Consider the following 17,920-nt stretch of genomic DNA (forward strand, 5'->3'; position numbering starts at 1 on the left):
TAGATTTACGATATATTATGGTTTAAGTATAAAATAAAAATAGATTATATTTACAAAATTCATATAGGCATATTTATTAATATTTTATAATAAATTTTTACATTTTCATTTTTGATATAGAAGATATAATTGATGAAAAATTATAAAGAATAATATTCAAAAATAAAGTTTATATAATATAGTTTCATAATTTATTCTGTAATCATTTGTATTTTAAATTTATGAATATTATATATGTGTATTATGTTGTTACAAATTTTGTACAATTTGACGGCTATATTTCACTATATAGAAAAATTAAATCATGATTTTTTATTTGTTAACCTATTGTGAGAAAATTCTCACAATAGGTTATAAGTTTTATCCTGCCTGCTGTATTGCGGAAAGGACCCAGTTTCCGCGTCCGTCTGCTTTAACGAATGTCCAAAGCTCCGTAACAGTTTGTGGCTCAGTCTGGCTGCCATCAATGACGTTGCCTAGGCTGTCAGTTGTTACGTCAATGAGGCTGTAGCGCATGGCAACTGTAGCGTAAGTCAGATTTCCTTCACGCCATGCTTCGGAAAGATCACCCCGTAAAAACCTTACGTCAGAAAGGATATTACGCGCACCCCGGCTGGAGAGATCAGAAAGCTGTTCCCCGAAATATTGTGCCATTTCAGGCGTCGTCATGCTTTTGAGGGCTGAGATATTCTGGGTACTCCATGCTGCCTGAATTTGCAGAAGTAGGGATTGAAAAGCGGTAAAATCTTCTGGCCGTAAAGTCACAGGGCTTCTCTGTGGGAATGAAGTGTTAGTTCCGTTATTGCCAGCCTGCTCAGAGGGTTTTCTCCATAGTTTCATTATTAGTGAAATGAAGAAGACAACAACGAGGATCTGAATCAGGACACCGAGAAAAGACCATCCATTGGCAAAACCACCGAAGAAACCGTGTCCGCTGAGCAGGCCAAATAGCCCTGCCCCCAGAAAGCCGCCAGCAAAACCAGTCAGCATGGGATGGCGTGCGGCAAATGACGGGCGGTATCCAGTCATGGCCGGGGCACGGGACATACCCATAGGGGGTGTTGGCCTATTGAGGGTTGGAGGGGTTAGACTCCGCTCCATAGGCCGGGACCAATTCGGTGTTATCGTCGTATTTCTGGGAGCACTCCATGTGCGTGAGCCGCGACTGCCGAAAGAGGACCCACGCCCGGCACGGGCGAAGCCATCGGCAGCCTGCAGAAAGGTAAAAAGAGCCAAAAAGGCAAAAAGAAAGAGACGGGAGGGTTTGTGCATAAAGTTACTCTCCAGCAATTGTCATTCCATCAATTCTGATGGAAGGCGCATTGATGGCGCTTTCCAATAAAAGGTCATTAGCCGGCTCAAACCGGGCAAACATATCATTCAGGTTTCCAGCAATGGTGAAGCCTGAAAGGGACTCTGCAATTTCACCTTTTCTGATCATGAAACCAGAGGCCCCCCGACTATAGTCACCTGTCAGAGGGTTAATGGCATTACCCATCATTTCGGTAATGAGGATGCCTTCCGAAAGCTCTCCGATCATCTCCTGAACTGTCTTGCGGCCAGCGTGAAGAAGAACATTGCTTATACCAGGGTGAGGGCTCCCGGCATAAGACCGGACAGCCCTGCCATTATATGGTATGCCAAGCTGCCGGGCGCAACGGCTATCAAGCAACCAGTTTACTAATCTGCCCTGCCAGGCAAGATTCAGATCATAACTCCCATAACCTTCCATATCGAAAGGACGGGAGCCAAGCCCGCGGGGCAGCAGGGGTTTATCCTCAATAATGATGGATTCAGGGAAGAGTTTTTCCCCTAATTTTCCTTCTAGAAATGATGTTTTCTGCACGAGGGCAGAACCATTAATGGCAGAGAGAAAATGCCCCACCAGAGAAGAGGCCACCCGACGATCAAATATGACTGGTAATGTCGCTGTACGGGGTTTTTGGGGATTTAGCCGCTTTAAGGCCCGTTCTGCAGCTTCCTCTCCCAGAATATGACACGCTTTCAGATCTGAATAATGAAGCGTGCTATGGGTGGCATAATCCCGTTCCATCGCGTCTTTAGGGCCAGCGATAACGCTGATGGTGCGATTAAATTGTGTGCGCTGGTAACAGCCAGAAAACCCGTAACTTGTCGCATATCCAATTGTCGTAGAAGATCGACTGGCTGAGGCTCCATTACTATTGGTAATGCCTTTCTGCTTCAGCGCCGCTTCTTCCATTTCCTGAGCCTGTTTTATCAACTCATCTGTTCCAGGGCTGCTTTTACGGTCAATGAGGTCAAGTTGCTCAATAAACGCAGGGTCAGTTTTCTCCAGAGGGCTTTCAAGAAGACCGTCAAAAGGGGAGGGTGGCAGAGCATCAGCCATTGCGCAAGCGCGCTCAGCGCAGAGAGACAAGGCTTCTGCAGAGAGGTCATGGGTAGAAACAAGAGCCAGTTTTTTATTTTTAAAAACGCGTAGCCCGAGACCGATCTGCTCAGAGTGTTTAATGCCCTCTATGTCACCATTTCTGACAAGGGCATTATCGCTTGAAGATCTGGTAATCAGGACATCAGCATTATCAGCACCTTTCTGACGTGCATATTCAAGTGCTTGCGATAAGAGGGCTTCTATGTCAGTCATTTATTTAATATTTCACGAATATCGTCAGGAGAAGGAATATTTTTTGCCAATCCCATAGTGGTTACTGTGGGGGCAGCGCTGAAAATAGTGCGCGCTATGCGTAAAATATCGTCCTCTGTAACCTGATCAATCCGCGAAACTGTTTCTTCAGTAGGAATAATACGTCCATAAAGCTGAAGTTGGCGCCCGATCTGGGCACAACGGCTTCCGGGGCTTTCCAGTGACATAAGCAATGATGCCTTGAGCTGGGTGCGCGCACGGCTTAACTCTTCTGGGGAAAGGCCGTCCTGAAGTTTGCGAAGTTCGTGCAGCATGGAGGGGACCAGCTCATCTGTCTTCTCTGGCCCGGTTCCCGCATAAACGCCAAAAATGCCGCCATCTTCAAAAGGGCTTGCAAAGCTATAAACACTATAAACAAGTCCGCGTTTTTCACGAATTTCCTGAAAAAGACGTGAGGACATTCCGCCGCCTAGAAGGGTCGAGAGGACCATAGTGCCGTAATAGTCAGCATCCTGATAACCGGAAGAAGGGAAACCTAATAATAAATGAACCTGATCCAGCTTGCGGGGGGTTTGGTGGATCCCGCCCTGATAGAGGGCAGAAACAGCCTTGGGTGGCTTATGTGTAGGCAGGTCCCTAAAATGCTCTTCGACCAGTGAAACAACCGTTTTATGGTCTAATTTACCAGCTGCTGCAATAACAGTATTCTGCGTGCTATAATGCTCGTTCATATAAGCAATGAGTGTATCACGGCTCATGGTGCGGACATTTTCTTCACTTCCTAGAATTGGGCGCCCCATTGGCTGGTTGGGATAAGCCTGCTCCTGGAAATAATCGAAGATAATATCATCCGGTGTATCATTCGCCTGCCCGATTTCCTGAAGGATGACACCGCGCTCGCGCTCGATTTCTTCAGGGCTGAATGTACTATGGGTGAGGATATCGCCAATGATATCAACCCCTAAGGCAAGATCCTCTTTCAGAAGCTTGACATAATAAGCCGTGTTTTCACGTGCCGTATAGGCATTGATTTGCCCGCCAACATTTTCAATCTCTTCGGCAATCTGCATCGCTGTGCGGCGCTGAGTACCCTTAAAAGCCATATGTTCCAGAAAATGTGCAACACCGTTATTCTCTGCTGTTTCATGGCGTGAGCCGGAAGCGACATAAACGCCAAAGGAAACAGTCTCAACACGGTCAATCGTTTCTGTCACAATTCTCAGGCCGTTTGCCAGAGTGGTTTGTTCAATTGCGGAACTCATAAATGCCTTATTTTATATAAAATTAACGGGGCCGAATATGTGCTCTGATAGCGCTTTGCACTTCTTCAAGATTATTGGGCAATGTTTTATAACGTTCCTGACGCGTAAACAAATCAGCTAAATGGGGAGGAAGCTCCGGGTGGAGTCCCGTTGCTTTTTTAACCGCGTCAGGGAATTTGGCTGGATGTGCGGTGGCTGCAACAACCATAGGAACATCGCTTTCTTTATAATGACGTCCGGCTTCTAGTCCAATGGCGCTATGAGGGTCTGCACAATAATGTGACTCTTCATAAAAGCGACGCATGGCAGCAATGGTTTCATCATCATCAAGGCGTAGGGCATTAAAGTTTTCACAGATTTTTTTCCACGCATCCTGAGGGACAGCCATGCGTCCTGTCTGGCGGAATTCCTGCATGATGGCACTGCAGCGGTCAGCATCACGGTCCAGCATTTCAAACAGCAGACGTTCAAAATTAGAAGAAACCTGAATATCCATGGATGGAGAAAGGCTGGGATCAACGTTTGTAATGCTCATGTCATTATTGAGCAGAAAGCGGGTCAGGATGTCATTTTTGTTTGATCCAACGATATATTTCCGAATAGGCAGCCCCATTTTTCCTGACGCCCAGGCAGCCAGGATATTGCCAAAATTTCCGGTTGGAACGGCAAAGGAAACTTCTCTGTCTGGTGCTCCGAGAGAGAGGGCAGACCGGATATAATAAGGGATCTGGGCTGCGATACGGGCCCAATTGATCGAATTGACTGCAGATAAAGAAACTTCCTGCCGGAAGGTTTCATCTGCGAACATGGCTTTAACCATATCCTGACAGGTATCAAAATCACCTTCAATAGCGATATTGAGGACATTCTCTTCCATGACAGTTGTCATCTGGCGGCGTTGTACATCTGACGTGCGCCCAAAGGGATGCAGGATGACGATTTTTACACGTGCTTTCCCCTTAAAAGCCTCGATAGCGGCTGAGCCTGTGTCTCCTGAAGTTGCCCCTACAATTGTGACTGTGCGGTCTTCTTTTTCCAATACATATTCAAAAAGTTGGCCGAGCATCTGCATCGCCATATCCTTGAAAGCAAGGGTGGGGCCATGGAAAAGTTCAAGCGAGAAAAGCCCGTTTTCGACTTCGATAAGGGGAACGATCGCTGCATGATCGAAGTTTTTATAGGCGTCATGGGCCATGGTCCGCAAATCTTCGAGGGGGATACTTCCAGCAGAGAAAAGCGAAATAACTTCAGCGGCAAGGTCGGGATATGAGAGACCACGCCATCTCAGAAAAGTCTCGCGGGAGATTTGGGGCCATTCTGTCGGAAGGTATAACCCTCCATCAGGTGCTAATCCGCTGAGTAATATGTCAGAAAAAGAGGGAGCCCTGTCATTGGTGGCGTTGCGGGTCGATCGATAAAGCATCATCTATCCATCAAAATGTAAGGATCAAGGTAAGTTAACGATGAGTAGTTTTAACGGCTGTTCTGTCTCGCTTGATGTATTTGGATCATCCGCAGCATTGACCAGAAGGGCAAGTTTCGCCTTCGAGGAAGTTCCTGCTGGAATAAATACCATATCTTTTGCTTGCGTAAGCTTTATATCATGAAGCAGGCGCATAGGAAGGTGTTTCTGAGGGATGGTGAGCAGGTCTCCATGATCGACATCTGCCATATAAAGGGTGTTTTCCGGAGTGATGGCAAGGCCACCAAGGCAGTATGAATTCCGCCATTTGACCATTGCTTCTAGCAGTTCAGCAGGTCCCGTAGTCGGGTCATTTAACAGGACGGTTTCAATCATGAAAAAAGGACCAGGGGGCGTTTGATAGAAAAGTTTTTTTCCATCCTGGCTTAAAGCAAGGTAGCGGACATTGCCGACACTTAGAAAATGACCATCAGGTTTTTTTTCTGACCTGCCATTGCGTTTATAGGGGCGTTCCGCAATGAGGCTGGGATAGCTGACCATCAGGCGGCGGGCTAAATGAGTTTTAAGGTCCACGACAATAAGGGCAGGAGCACCTTCATCAGAGAGATAGGCAAAATCACGACCGATCTGCAAATTAGGAATATGGCTTGTCGGTGTTGTCACTTTCTGAAGAGGGTTGTGGCTTTTGACAGCCCCTTCAGGAGAGAGATGATAAAGTTCTGGTGTCTGGCCTTTGGTAACAGCCCATAATCCCTGGTCATTCCCTGTTAACGCGCTGAAAGCGGGCAGACCAGAAAAATGGTGGGTCTGGTCTTGTGTCTGTTCAAGCTGGACAAGGACCCCATCCTTATCAAGGCTATAGAGCCTGCCATCAGGAATGGCAGCAAGAACAGGCAACAACCTTTCTGTAATAGGGTGTTCAGAACTGATCTGTGCTGGCGTGGGAGCCGGTTTTACTTCATCGGCTGGGTAGGCTGCCTTTATGGTGGCCAGACTGCCCAGACAAAGCAGGGATGAGAGAGTCAAATGCCCCAAAAGACGTTGTGTCATAGGGCGCAGGAGCAAGGAAGACATAGTCATGACGCCTATGTTTGGACTTTTTGCAGCATTTGGCAAGATAGTGAAGAGCGACTAAATGGTAATTAATGACCCAAAGTCTCTATTTTAGGGATAAAAATGTTATGATGGCGTTATTGGAACGTGCCCTGAATGCTTTCAAAATGGGCGATTTTGACCAAGCGGCACAAGATGCGCGTTCTTATCTTGGTCAAAAGCCTGATGACCCATATGGTGTGCATATCCTGGCAGCGGTTGCCCTGATGCAAAACATGCCGGCAACGGCAATTGCTCTCATAGGGCGTATTCTCCCTATGTTGGGGGAACTGGATGATCCGGTCATTCTTGGCAGACTTTACCAGACTTTAGGACGTGCCTTAATGCTTGAAGGGCAGTTGGATGCAGCCCGTTCGGCTTTTATTGTGGCTATTCAATATTTTCCTGAAGAAGCCTCAGCGCATGCTGGCCTTGGAGAAGCACTTCTTGGAGAAGGTAAATTATCTGAAGCTGTTTCCGCTTTTGCTCAGGCAGTAAGGCTTGCTCCAAGAGAGGCCGTGCTTTGGGGGTTCCTGGGCAGTGCTTCTATGCAGCTAGGGCAGTATCAGCAGGCAGTCTCAGCTTATGGACAGGCACAGAAACTTCTTCCAGAAGAAGGCAGTTTTTACGCTAATCAGGGAGTGGCCTTTTTCCATCTTGCGCAATGGGATGCAGCTTGTAAGGCTTTGGAGAGAGCCTTTTCCCTAGGGAATTTTACGTGGGAGACAAGACTTACACTGGCTCTTGTAAAATTATCACTGGCAGAGATCATTTCTGCAAAAGAGCTTTTTGAAGATCTGATAAGAGAACAGCCCGATAATTCCGCCTTGCAACTGGCTTATGGAAGTTTTTGTTATGAAACAGGAGCGCGCCGTAAGGCAGAACAGCTTTTCCAGAATATTGAGGCACATGGAAATGAGTCGAAACTTCCGATTAATCAGGAGTTTTCTTCAAAGGCCGCTTTCAACCGAAGTGCTATTTTACTTGAAAGAGGATTATGGGAAGAAGGCTGGGCACTTTACGAAAAAAGAAAAATTTTTACCTCTGAATTTTACCAGACGTTGCTCCCCGAATGGGACGGTTCTGCCGGAGAGGAGGCTATTTCCATACGGCTTGAAGGAGGATTGGGAGATGGTTTATTCTTTTTGAGGTTTTTGCCTGAAGCTGCTTCAAAACGTCCCTTAAGGCTCGATTTTCCTCCAGATATGCTGGATATGGTCCGGCTCATGCCCGCTATGCCGCGTGAGAGACTGGTGCCGGCGGGGCATCCTGTAATGGCCTGGCAAAGTTTGAATAGTCTGCCTTTCCTTCTCCATAAAAAGTCGGAGACAGCACCTTATCTGTCAGTTCCAGGTCAGGCAGAACCTTATTTGATCGGTCTTTGCTGGTCTGGAAATACAGCTTATATTTATGATCGTCGCCGTTCTATATCTGTGTCTTTGCTAGAGCCCTTGCGCTTCATAAAGAATGTCAGGTTTCTGAGCCTGCAAAAAGGAGGGGATGTTCCAGAATGGATGGAAAAAGCGCCTCTTGATCATCTTTCTGATCTGGCAGCCGCTATCCAGCGTTGTGCCCTGATTATCAGTATTGATAGTCTGGTTGCCAATATGGCTGGAGCAATGGGAAAGAATTTATGGTTGCTCCATCGTCAAGGAGGTGATTGGCGATGGTCGCATCATTTCTGGTATCAGAATGTGCGGTTATTTTATTCTGGCAATGATCTGTCAGATGTAAATGAAGGTTGGAAAGTTGCAGTCAAGGTTCTTGAGAAGGCCGTCTGTGAATGGGCAGAGCAAGGCTGTAAGCCCTTATCAGAACGAGAGGAACGACAATAACCGGGCCACAATACCCCCATAAAAAGAGGTCATGGATATTCCACCTAAAAATGAGGACAGTAACAGGTACCGCCAAGCTCACCACCTCCCCCCATAAAGAGAAACGGCGTGGTATCGAGGCAAGAAAAGAGGGGGCTCTTTCATGTTTGCTGGTAAGCGATAATCTTGATAAGGCCCAGCTTATCCAACAGATAAGAAATAACCATATCATGTGTTTTTTCTCATTTTCCGAAAAGCGATCAGAGCTGCCAGACCGATGAGGGCAGCGCATAGATCAATTGCGAAGCAGAGTTTCGTGGCATCTTCAAAGGATCTTGTCATGAGGTCAAGTGGAAACAGGCCAAACCCTGCCAGGACCAGTAAGCAGGGCAGAACGGCATATCTGCCGTTTGTGATAAGGCTGATGAAGTAGCTGCCTCCCCAGAGGCTGAAAAAAGCCAGCATTTCCCACTGATATGTTGCCATAAAAGATGGGGTTGGCAGGCGTGTGAGGGCCAAAAGACATAAGGTCGCCAGAGGAAGCCCCATAAGAGTGCCATCATTCAAGGTTTTATAGAGATGGCAGAGGGGTAGGTTCCCTGGTTTTTTCCCAATTTGTTTAGCGGCCTGTCTGTAGAAAAGAATCAGACCACTGGCTGTCAACAAAGCCCCCAGAAGGCCGGTTAAACTGATATAATAACGTAACCCTCCATGAACCCACCTTACATTATGTATGGCGTGGAATAGGATAATCGTCTTGCATTTATCCAGAGCCGGAGAGGCTTTTCCTTCTTGAGTGATAAAAGAGCGGGACCCACAGAAATGCGTTTCATCACCACGGATAAAATGTAGCCCATCAGGCGTATTAAGAAAAAAACTGCCTTCAATATCATGCCATTCTTTCATACCTTCTCTCACCATAGGTAAAAGCGAAGGAAGCTCAGTATAATGTCTGGAGGGGGCTTGATGATGATTATGGTGTGAACTGATTAATCCGAGCCTATGGAGGTTAAGGATTGTTCCTGAAAAACTGATTATCATCATGACCGGAAGGATGACGCATCCCAATAATAAATGAAGATCCAGCCAGCGCCTGTTCTCCGATGATTGTGGCCTGAAGAGCAGAAGGTCAGGGAAAAAACGTTTCAAATGAATCCAGAGGCCCGTGATGAGCACAAGGATCAGACCTGAGAAAATGAAACAGCCAATCAGGGCACCGTAAAATTTGGGCAGATGGAAAGAACTGTGCAAAAGGACGAAAAAAGTCGCGCCACTATGATTTTCTGTCTTAATGACCTCACCTGTCTCAGGGTTCAAGGCAATGCCAGAAAAAATATGGCCATTGAAATGTAATATTCTTATAACCGGGTCACGCTGGGTGGGAAGACGTAAGAAACTATTTGAATCATGCTGTAATGATTGTGCAAATAGGCTTGTTGCCCGATTAATGCCCTTATCTGTTAAGGGCGCATGGATATAAGTTTGCGGCTCCATCCATTGTTGAAGCTCTGTGCCTGATGTTGCCAATGCTCCTGTAAAAAACAGAATAAATAGAAAAATCCCAGTAGGGTAGCCGATCCATTTGTGAATAAAAGTCAGCCAGGAGCGCAAAAATGGTGTCATGATATCAGTCTGGAAGCAGGATATATTTTATTATCTATGAGACATAAAACGATATAATATTTTTTTCAATATATTTAGTGTACTATAATTTTATCAATTAATACTTCAATTTTATTGAAGATAATGAGAATTTATTTGAAAAATATCAATCTAAGGTATTTTAGGGTTTTGGAGCTGTCAATCTGTATAAAGATTAAGAATGATTGAAAAAGTTTTTTATACGTCTTGACCTCATATTGTGACCGTTAATGCCCGAGAGGACTGATCTTTACCTGATGAATTTATTTTATATCCTTATTATTGCAAATGATTCTTAACATCATTAAAAGAGACTTCCTTTCCCTCTCTTAATTTCAAGTTTGCGCCATGTCTCAATACCAGCTTCACAGGGAAGTAAGCTTTCCCCTTCGTTCCTTATGTCAGATAGGTGTTATGACGTTATCTCTATCAGGGGCGGCCCTGGCTGATGCGGGGCAGCTTGAGAATGAAAAGAAAAAATCTCCGACAGTTTCTGCCGTTGCTTCAGAAGAAACGATCCTTGTGCGTGCCCGTAAACGTGAACAGATGCTCGTAACTTCAGGAGGGCAGTTAGGGGTTCTCGGAGAGAAAAAGGGGCTTGATGTACCGTTCAATATTCGCAGCTATAATGCGAGTCTTGTTGATAACCAGCAGTCCCAGACATTGGGTCAGGTTCTGCAGAATGACCCGTCTGTGCGGACGACCTATGGTTATGGAAATTTTTCCGAGTTATTTATCATACGTGGCTTTCCGGTTTATGGTGATGACGTTGCGATTAATGGCCTATATGGCATTGTGCCACGTCAGATTGTCTCTCCCCAGCCTTATGGGAAGATACAGCTTCTCAATGGAGCCAGTGCTTTTCTGAATGGTGCGGCACCGGGAGGGACGTCCATTGGTGGTACGATCAATCTTCTTTTTAAACATGCTGAGACGACACCTTTGATGCGTATCACGGGTGATTATACAGGAACCGGCATGGGAGGAGGTGTGCTGGATATGGGACGGCGTTTCGGACATGACAAGCAGCTTGGCATGAGGCTGAATGTCGCAGGTATGTCAGGTCAGACATCAATAGATCATGAACGTCGTCATTCTACTATCGTCAGTTTTGATACAGACTGGCATGATGAGAAAACACGGATCACACTTGATATGAATTATCAGAATCAAGGTGTGAAATGGGGCCGTCCCTCAGTGATGGTGTCTGCGGGCAGCAAAGTGCCACGTCCTGTCAAACCATCTCATAATTATGGTCAACCTTGGTCTTATAATGAGCTGAATTATATTTCAGGCATGCTTAATATAGAGCATGATCTTACTGACAATATCATGCTCTATGGAGCATTTGGCGGCTTAGGCGGCGATGAGGCGGGAGATTACTCAAGCTTTACGTTAAAAAATGCAGCAACTGGTGCTGGAACGACAGGGGCTATGTATGTACCCTATATCCAGACCAATGAAAGCACACGTGCAGGTATGAGGGGGCATTTCAAGACAGGACCGCTGAGACATGAAATAAATCTGGGAGGTTCCGGATTGTGGGAGGAGACGGATACAGCCTGGTCAATGGGTTCTGCTACGCCAAGCAATATTTATCACCCCTCTTATGTTGAGAGACCCAATCATACAATGGTTGGAGGTGATGTCAGGAATCCTAAAAGAAAATCAGATGAGCGTCTTTATAGTCTTTATTTTTCAGATACGGTTTCTGTCTTTAAAGACCGCGTCGCTCTTACGGCAGGGTTTCGCTACCAAAATATCATGACGAATAGTTATGATTACAAGACACATATGAAAGACCAGCACTATGACCGGGATGCCATAACACCGGTTGTCGGGTTAGTTGTTCGTACAACACGCCATAGCTCACTTTATTTTAACCGAATTGAAGGAATTGCGCCAGGGCCGCAGGCGCCGACCAATACAGTGAATGCAGGGCAGATCTTTGCGCCATACCGCACTGTTCAATATGAAATTGGCGCCAAATATGACATCGGCCAGTTAAGTGCATCTCTGGCTTTTTTCAGGATGTCCCAACCAAACGCTTACTCAATACCTTACGGGAATACAGGGTCAAATATTTATACGACAAATGGCAGGCAGCGTAATCAGGGGATAGAATTCAATCTGGATGGACAGATTATGAAAGGGCTGCGTTTTAATGGAGGCACTTCCATTACAGATGCCGTGCAAAGACGAACCGCCCGTAATTTATATGATGGGAATAAGGCTATTGGCGTAGCAGCTTATACCATTAACGGGAATCTTGAATATGATATTCCTTCTCTCAAAGGTCTCACATTAACAGGTCGTGTAACACATACGGGCCATCAATATGCTGATAATGCCAATATGGCCAAAGTTTCGAGTTGGACCAGTTTTGACGTAGGAGGCCGTTATGTTTTCATGCTTGATAAGCATCCCATGACAGCACGTCTCAGTGTCGATAACCTGGCTAATACGCGTTATTGGGCTTCGGCTTACGGGGGATATCTGACAGAGGGCCTTCCCCGGACATTCAAGTTTTCTGTTACGACTGATCTTTAAGTACTTCAAGCAGGACCGACCGGATACGGTCCTGATCTTTCTTATCAGTGAATTTCCGTCCTTCCTGGTCGCAGATATAGAATACGTCAACAACTCTCAGGCCATAGGTGGCAATATGGGCAGAGGAAATGACAGCACCTTCCTGATAAAGGGCGTTGGTTATATTATGCAAAAGGGCAGGGCGATCCCGTCCAGAAATTTCCAGAATTGTATAAAGGGCTGACGCGTTATTATCGTAGATGACCCGGGAAGGGATATAAAGCGCTCCCATGCGGCGCGTGAGGGGCAGGGTCGCCGCACTTAACGCTTCTCGGAGGAGGAGGTTATCATCCAACACATTCTGTATCGTTTTTTTTAGTCGTTCAATGTGCGTTGGTTCGTCAAAAGCTTCACTATACCCGTTTTGGATCCAGAATGTATCAAGAGCCATGTCATTAGAAAATGTATGGATACGCGCATCTGAGATTATGGCGCCACACAAAGCGAGAGCACCTGCAATTTTGGAAAAAAGGCCAGGCTGGTTTTTGCAGAAGATCGTCAGCTCGGTGATATCCCGGCTTGGGAGGGGCTGAAGATCAATCATTGCATTTCCTGCATTGCCCTTATTATGGGCTGCGATCAGTCGGGCATGTCGCCCAAGTGTCTCCTGGTCAAAACTCAGCCAGTAACTTGGCTGTCCCAAAGCCATGAAGGTTGTGATGTCTTCATAGCTCAGATCAGCAATCAGAGAGGTTTTGACGGTATTTTTGACCTCATTAACGCGGCTGTCATTCCCCTGGGTCTGTAATCCACCATCAAGGACATCAGCAATACGCGAATAAAGACGGTATAGAAGTGTGGCTTTCCAAGCATTCCAGGCTCTGGGGCTGACAGCGCGGATATCGGCAATGGTTAAAAGTAATAGAAGCTTCAATCTTTCAGGGGACTGGATAATATCAGCAAGATCAAGAATGATATTGGGGTCGTCAATATCACGTGTGAAGGCAGCCTGTGTCAGTAAAAGATGATGGAGTATAAGCCATGAAACGGTATCTGTTTCTTCTCGCGACAGGCATAGTTTCTTGCAGATGAAAGAAGAGAGATCAGCCCCCACGCTCGAATGATCCCCACCATATCCTTTGCCGATATCATGCAGTAATGTTGCCAGATAAAGCTCTTTCCGTGCTTGTAACTCTTTGGTTAGACCGTATGCAAAAGGAATTTCATCAGCCATTTTCCCTGCTTCAATCTGGCGCAGAATTCTGACGGCTTCAATACTATGCTCATCAACAGCAAAAATATGATAGCTGTCAAATTGAGTGCGTCCTACAATGCGTGACCAGTAAATAATAAAACGGCTTAACAAGCCTGTTTCATTAAAAAGAGGCAAAAGGAAGGGGCGTTCTTTTTCATCTCTTCCAGAAGGATGACCATTTTCAAAAGCTGGATCACATAATAAATTGAAAAAAATCTCTGAAGCTTCAGAGTTTCCACGTAGTAATGCGGCAAATCGTTCATTATTGATAAGCTGTTGTATCGCAGTCGGATGAAGCTCCAGCTGGTATTGGCGAGCACAATCAAGAATTTTAAAGAGGTCAGCAGGGTTATCCTGAAATGTTTCTTGCGTGGAAAATGCGAGACGGCCATTAATAAGAGTAAATTGTTCTGGTCCGGACTCAAGTTGGAGAGGCACACCGCTTTGCTGGTTTAAAATATGCAGCATGATCGCAGGTTGTAAGACACGGGCCAGTCTTAAAACGATTCTGGCCATTAGAAAATAATGACGCATAAATCGCTCAACGCCTTTTTGATGCCCATGAGCTGCATAGCCCATACGGGCTCCGATAATGGGTTGGACATCAAAAGTGAGACGCTCTTCATTCCGGCCGGTAATGTAATGAAGGTGAAATCTCACGGTCCATAAAAAATTCCATACTTTCTGGGCACGGTAGCTTTTATGAGGTGAAAGAAGACCAAGTTTGACACAGGTCGGGGCAAGCTCCAGACGGTTTTGCGGAGAATCATGCTCAGGGCTGAGGACGTCCAGGCTTGCGCGGCCTATCCAATTAAGAACCTGAAGATCGCGTAGTCCCCCACGACCTTCTTTCAGGTTTGGTTCTACCAGATAAGGCGTTTCGCCAAAACGTTGATGGCGGATCTCTCTTTCCTTGATTTTTGCATTGATAAAATCAAGAAGAGCAGAATCGGTGAGGTAATTTCGTAACCCTGTCTGTATATCTGTCGCTAAAGCAGATTCTCCATAGAGGGGGCGGAGATAGAGGAGAGTCGTGCAGGCTATCTGGTCGGTCTGGGCATTTAAAAGACAGGTTTTGACACAATGAGTTGCATGGCCGACTTTCAGCCCCAGATCCCAAAGGCTATAGAGGATATATTCGATCCGCTGCAATAAAACAGGTGAAGGGCTAGGACTGGTTATAAAAAGAAGGTCGATATCACTGAAAGGTGCTAATAATCTGGCGCCATAACTACCAGTTGCACAAATACAGAATGCCTCTGAAGGATCAGCTGGGTCCAACCCTGCATCGTCGGCCAGCTGGATAATGATGTTATCCATAGCCGTTGCAAGTGCCTGTCCAGCTTCAACGCCGTTGAGTTTCAGGCTTTCAAAAGTTTTTCTTACTTCTTCACGCTGTTGTCCCAGTTTACGTCTGGCTAGACTCACAGCCTCGTTGCGGGGAAGTCGAAACAAGTTAGAATCAGAACGTCCACCGAAATGATTTAGTGCTGAAGAAGTCATGAAAAAGAGTGCCTGAACGTTAAAAGTGATTAAAACAATGTTAGGGGTAAGTAATGAAAGTAATATTTTCGACTCTGTTTATAGAGGAATTACATTGATGTTACGTTACCGTTTTATAAAAGGCCATATCTTTTAAACGATAGAGCATTTCATGGGCTTGTCGAGGGGTAAGGGAATCCGGTTCAAGTTCGTTAAGAAAATGCTGTAATTCCATCAGGTTATCAGAATTTTCTGTTTGAGAAATAGCAGTAATTTGTTCTTCATTTGAGGAGAAAAGGGGGAGAGGATCGCTGATATTTTCTCCAAGGTCAGTCTGTTCTTTTTCAAAACGTTCAAGAAGTACTCCAGCACGTGATAAAACGGATTTCGGAATACCTGCCAATTTTGCGACATGCAAGCCCCAGCTTTTCCCTGCGAGTCCAGGTTTGACTTCATGCTGGAAAATGACTTTTCCCTCCCATTCCTTAACGGCCATAGTATAAGCGGCAAGTTTTGGAAGACGCCCCATTAATGTCCCTAATTCATGGAAATGGGTTGCAAAGATTGTCCTTGATTCAAGCTGTGAGTGGAGCGTTTCCAATGTTGCCCAGGCGATTGCAAGGCCATCAAGGGTTGATGTGCCTCTGCCAATTTCGTCCACTACAACCAAAGAGCGAGGACCTGCCTGATTTAAGATCGCTGCTGTTTCGGTCATTTCAACCATAAAGGTTGATTGCCCGCGAGCAAGATCATCAGAGGCACCAACACGTGAGAAAAGCCTGTCAACGAGCCCTATTTTGGCCGAAGAAGCGGCAACGGGGAGGCCTGCCTGAGCCAGAATGACTGCCAGGGCTGTCTGACGTAAAAAGGTTGATTTCCCCGCCATATTGGGGCCAGTAAGCAAGATGACGTGCTTTTCAGGAGGAAGTTCACAATTATTGGGGATAAACCGTGCTTCGTTTGAAGAATCTTCTTTAAGGGCATCATCGACAACAGGGTGGCGACAGCCTTGAAGAGAAAATTCTGTTCCGTTTGAAACGGTTGGGCAGCACCATTGTCCTGTATTGAATAACTTTGTGCAGGATAAAAGGGCGTCCAGTTTGGCGAGTGAAATAGCTATTTCATCAAGAGCAGGGGTTGCAAGAATATGATTGCAGAGATCATCAAAAAGATGTTGCTCAAGAAGAGATGTTTTTGCGCCTGCCTCTGTGATGTTCTGGTCAAGCTGAATGAGTTCATCAGTTGAAAAACGGGCAAGGTTGGCTGTACCCTGACGAAAATGAAGTCCCTCATGTTTTTTGAGTTTTCCTGCCGAAGCAGTAGTGACTTCGATAACATAGCCAAGCTGGTTATGATGGCGGATACGCAGATTAGAGATGTTATAAAGTTCGGCTAGGTGTGCCTGTAACTGAGTGATTTTCCTTCGGCCATTATCGCGCAGGTCCCTTAATTTATCCAGTTCGGAATCAAAGCCAGGCGCAATAACGCCACCATCTTCCAGTTTAGCAGGAAGCTCCTGGGACAGGGCGCTGATAAGGCGGTTCAGCAGGGTATCAGCCCGTCCATATAATGTTGCGGCAAGAGAGCGTATATAAGGAGGAAGTGTTTCCTTATATTTTACAAATAATTGAGTGATCGTTTCCGCTGATTTAAGCGTGTCACGTATGGCTGCCAGGTCGCGGGGAAGGGCGCGTTTGCTGGAAATACGACCGAGGGCGCGGGCAGAATCAGGTGTCTGTTTCAGAATGGTCTGGAAGGTTTGTGTTAAGTCAGGGTGCTGGCTCAGCCAGAGCCACCCTCCTTGACGACGCTGGATAATTTCCAGATTTTTACTTGGTGCAGAGAGCCAGCGTGCCAAGAGGCGCATTCCCGCCGCTGTTTCAGTAAAATTGATACTGCTGAACAGTGTACGGTTCGTGCTTCCATCACGCGACTGAAGAATTTCAAGACTTTGACGTGTAGCAGGGTCTATTCCCATTACATTTTCACCACCTTCCTGTAAGGGGCGGCTTAAACGTGGGAGTTTACCAGCCTGACTACGGCGCACATAGGTAATGAGCGTGGCGCAGGCAGCAATCTGTTCATCAGGAAAGTCTCCCAAGGCGCTCATTTCAGTGATGCCATAAGCTTCAAAAAGGGCTTTTTTCATCAGATTGGGGGTAAGTCTGGTCACTGCTGGTGCCACCCGGGATTCATAATCTTGCGGGATAAAAGACTTTTCAGCCAGAATTTCAGAAGGATCTAGCCTGGCCAGTAATTCAGGGAGTGCTTTTAAAGCAAGGGACGTGGTTTCAACATTGCCTGTAGAAATATCAATCCATGCAGCCCCAAGGGGAGCTTTTTGTTTTTTCTCAGCTTTCAGAACGCAGAAAAGCAAATTGCTGCGCCCTGCTTCCAGAAGCTCATCCTCAGTCAATGTGCCGGGAGTGACCACACGTGTAATCTCACGTCGTAAAGGACCTTTCTGTCCTTTGGAAGGGGTTTCAGTCTGGTCGGCTACGGCCACACGGAACCCACGTTTTATCAAACGTAAAAGATAGACAGAAGCAGCCGCAGCAGGCACGCCACACATGGGGATGGGGTTTCCGTCATGTGTGCCCCTATTGGTAAGGGCAATATCCAAAGCCAGAGCAGCGGCCTGGGCATCTCCAAAGAAAAGCTCGTAAAAATCTCCCATCCTGAAGAAAAGGAGGGCATTTGGTTCCTGTTCTTTGAGAGAAAACCATTGTGCCATAGCAGGAGTCGCATTTTTAGAAGATGGGACAGCCATAGGGGTAAAATCTGCGTTGGCAAGAGACA

General features: G+C 46.1%; 10 protein-coding genes. 2 read left to right on the forward strand and 8 right to left on the reverse strand.

The window, feature by feature from the left end; all coding sequences use genetic code 11:
• Positions 1-360 precede the first annotated feature (360 nt).
• From AC3B6P_RS08935 to AC3B6P_RS08955, 5 genes are read right to left on the reverse strand one after another with little or no spacing between them, the layout of a single operon-like run.
• Complete coding sequence (locus AC3B6P_RS08935) at positions 361-1,272, reverse strand: Tim44 domain-containing protein (protein ID WP_489805785.1); 912 nt, start codon at positions 1,270-1,272, stop codon at positions 361-363.
• A 4-nt stretch (positions 1,273-1,276) separates the two neighbouring features.
• Positions 1,277-2,623 carry a TldD/PmbA family protein gene (locus AC3B6P_RS08940; RefSeq protein ID WP_489805786.1) on the reverse strand — a complete coding sequence of 449 codons (1,347 nt, stop codon included), beginning with the start codon at positions 2,621-2,623 and terminating at the stop codon, positions 1,277-1,279.
• Positions 2,620-3,885 carry a M16 family metallopeptidase gene (locus AC3B6P_RS08945; RefSeq protein WP_489805787.1) on the reverse strand — a complete coding sequence of 422 codons (1,266 nt, stop codon included), beginning with the start codon at positions 3,883-3,885 and terminating at the stop codon, positions 2,620-2,622. The genes AC3B6P_RS08940 and AC3B6P_RS08945 overlap by 4 nt, the downstream gene beginning before the upstream one ends.
• Positions 3,886-3,907: 22 nt before the next feature.
• A complete protein-coding gene (thrC, locus tag AC3B6P_RS08950) occupies positions 3,908-5,308 on the reverse strand; it encodes a threonine synthase (RefSeq protein WP_489805939.1) in 1,401 nt (466 codons plus the stop codon).
• A 24-nt stretch (positions 5,309-5,332) separates the two neighbouring features.
• Positions 5,333-6,388, reverse strand: a complete 1,056-nt coding sequence (locus tag AC3B6P_RS08955; RefSeq protein ID WP_489805788.1) for a hypothetical protein — start codon at positions 6,386-6,388, stop codon at positions 5,333-5,335.
• A gap of 101 nt (positions 6,389-6,489) precedes the next feature.
• Between AC3B6P_RS08955 and AC3B6P_RS08960 the strand changes: the two genes are divergently transcribed.
• Positions 6,490-8,235, forward strand: coding sequence for a tetratricopeptide repeat protein (locus AC3B6P_RS08960; RefSeq protein ID WP_489805789.1), 1,746 nt, complete (start codon positions 6,490-6,492; stop codon positions 8,233-8,235).
• A 207-nt stretch (positions 8,236-8,442) separates the two neighbouring features.
• Here AC3B6P_RS08960 and AC3B6P_RS08965 read toward each other — a convergent pair whose 3' ends face one another.
• The gene (locus AC3B6P_RS08965; protein WP_489805790.1) at positions 8,443-9,837 is read right to left on the reverse strand and encodes a PepSY-associated TM helix domain-containing protein; all 1,395 of its coding nucleotides are present in this window, start codon (positions 9,835-9,837) and stop codon (positions 8,443-8,445) included.
• 432 nt (positions 9,838-10,269) lie between these two features.
• On the opposite strand from AC3B6P_RS08965, the gene AC3B6P_RS08970 reads away from it, so the two are divergent.
• Positions 10,270-12,405, forward strand: a complete 2,136-nt coding sequence (locus AC3B6P_RS08970) for a TonB-dependent receptor (RefSeq protein WP_489805791.1) — start codon at positions 10,270-10,272, stop codon at positions 12,403-12,405.
• On the opposite strand, the gene glnD is transcribed toward AC3B6P_RS08970, so the two are convergent.
• Both glnD and mutS read right to left on the reverse strand, forming a co-directional pair.
• Positions 12,389-15,142 carry a [protein-PII] uridylyltransferase gene (gene glnD / locus AC3B6P_RS08975; RefSeq protein ID WP_489805792.1) on the reverse strand — a complete coding sequence of 918 codons (2,754 nt, stop codon included), beginning with the start codon at positions 15,140-15,142 and terminating at the stop codon, positions 12,389-12,391. The genes AC3B6P_RS08970 and glnD overlap by 17 nt on opposite strands.
• Positions 15,143-15,242: 100 nt before the next feature.
• Positions 15,243-17,891, reverse strand: a complete 2,649-nt coding sequence (gene mutS, locus AC3B6P_RS08980; protein WP_489805940.1) for a DNA mismatch repair protein MutS — start codon at positions 17,889-17,891, stop codon at positions 15,243-15,245.
• Positions 17,892-17,920 lie beyond the last annotated feature (29 nt).

It is taken from the genome of Aristophania sp. ESL1142, from assembly GCF_058107345.1.

Bases quoted from the DNA above. Each gene is read 5' to 3' on its own strand.
- AC3B6P_RS08935 (WP_489805785.1), bottom strand. From the start codon at position 1,272: ATGCACAAACCCTCCCGTCTCTTTCTTTTTGCCTTTTTGGCTCTTTTT.
- AC3B6P_RS08940 (WP_489805786.1), bottom strand. From the start codon at position 2,623: ATGACTGACATAGAAGCCCTCTTATCGCAAGCACTTGAATATGCACGT.
- AC3B6P_RS08945 (WP_489805787.1), bottom strand. From the start codon at position 3,885: ATGAGTTCCGCAATTGAACAAACCACTCTGGCAAACGGCCTGAGAATT.
- thrC (WP_489805939.1), bottom strand. From the start codon at position 5,308: ATGCTTTATCGATCGACCCGCAACGCCACCAATGACAGGGCTCCCTCT.
- AC3B6P_RS08955 (WP_489805788.1), bottom strand. From the start codon at position 6,388: ATGACTATGTCTTCCTTGCTCCTGCGCCCTATGACACAACGTCTTTTG.
- AC3B6P_RS08960 (WP_489805789.1), top strand. From the start codon at position 6,490: ATGATGGCGTTATTGGAACGTGCCCTGAATGCTTTCAAAATGGGCGAT.
- AC3B6P_RS08965 (WP_489805790.1), bottom strand. From the start codon at position 9,837: ATGACACCATTTTTGCGCTCCTGGCTGACTTTTATTCACAAATGGATC.
- AC3B6P_RS08970 (WP_489805791.1), top strand. From the start codon at position 10,270: ATGACGTTATCTCTATCAGGGGCGGCCCTGGCTGATGCGGGGCAGCTT.
- glnD (WP_489805792.1), bottom strand. From the start codon at position 15,142: ATGACTTCTTCAGCACTAAATCATTTCGGTGGACGTTCTGATTCTAAC.
- mutS (WP_489805940.1), bottom strand. From the start codon at position 17,891: ATGGCTGTCCCATCTTCTAAAAATGCGACTCCTGCTATGGCACAATGG.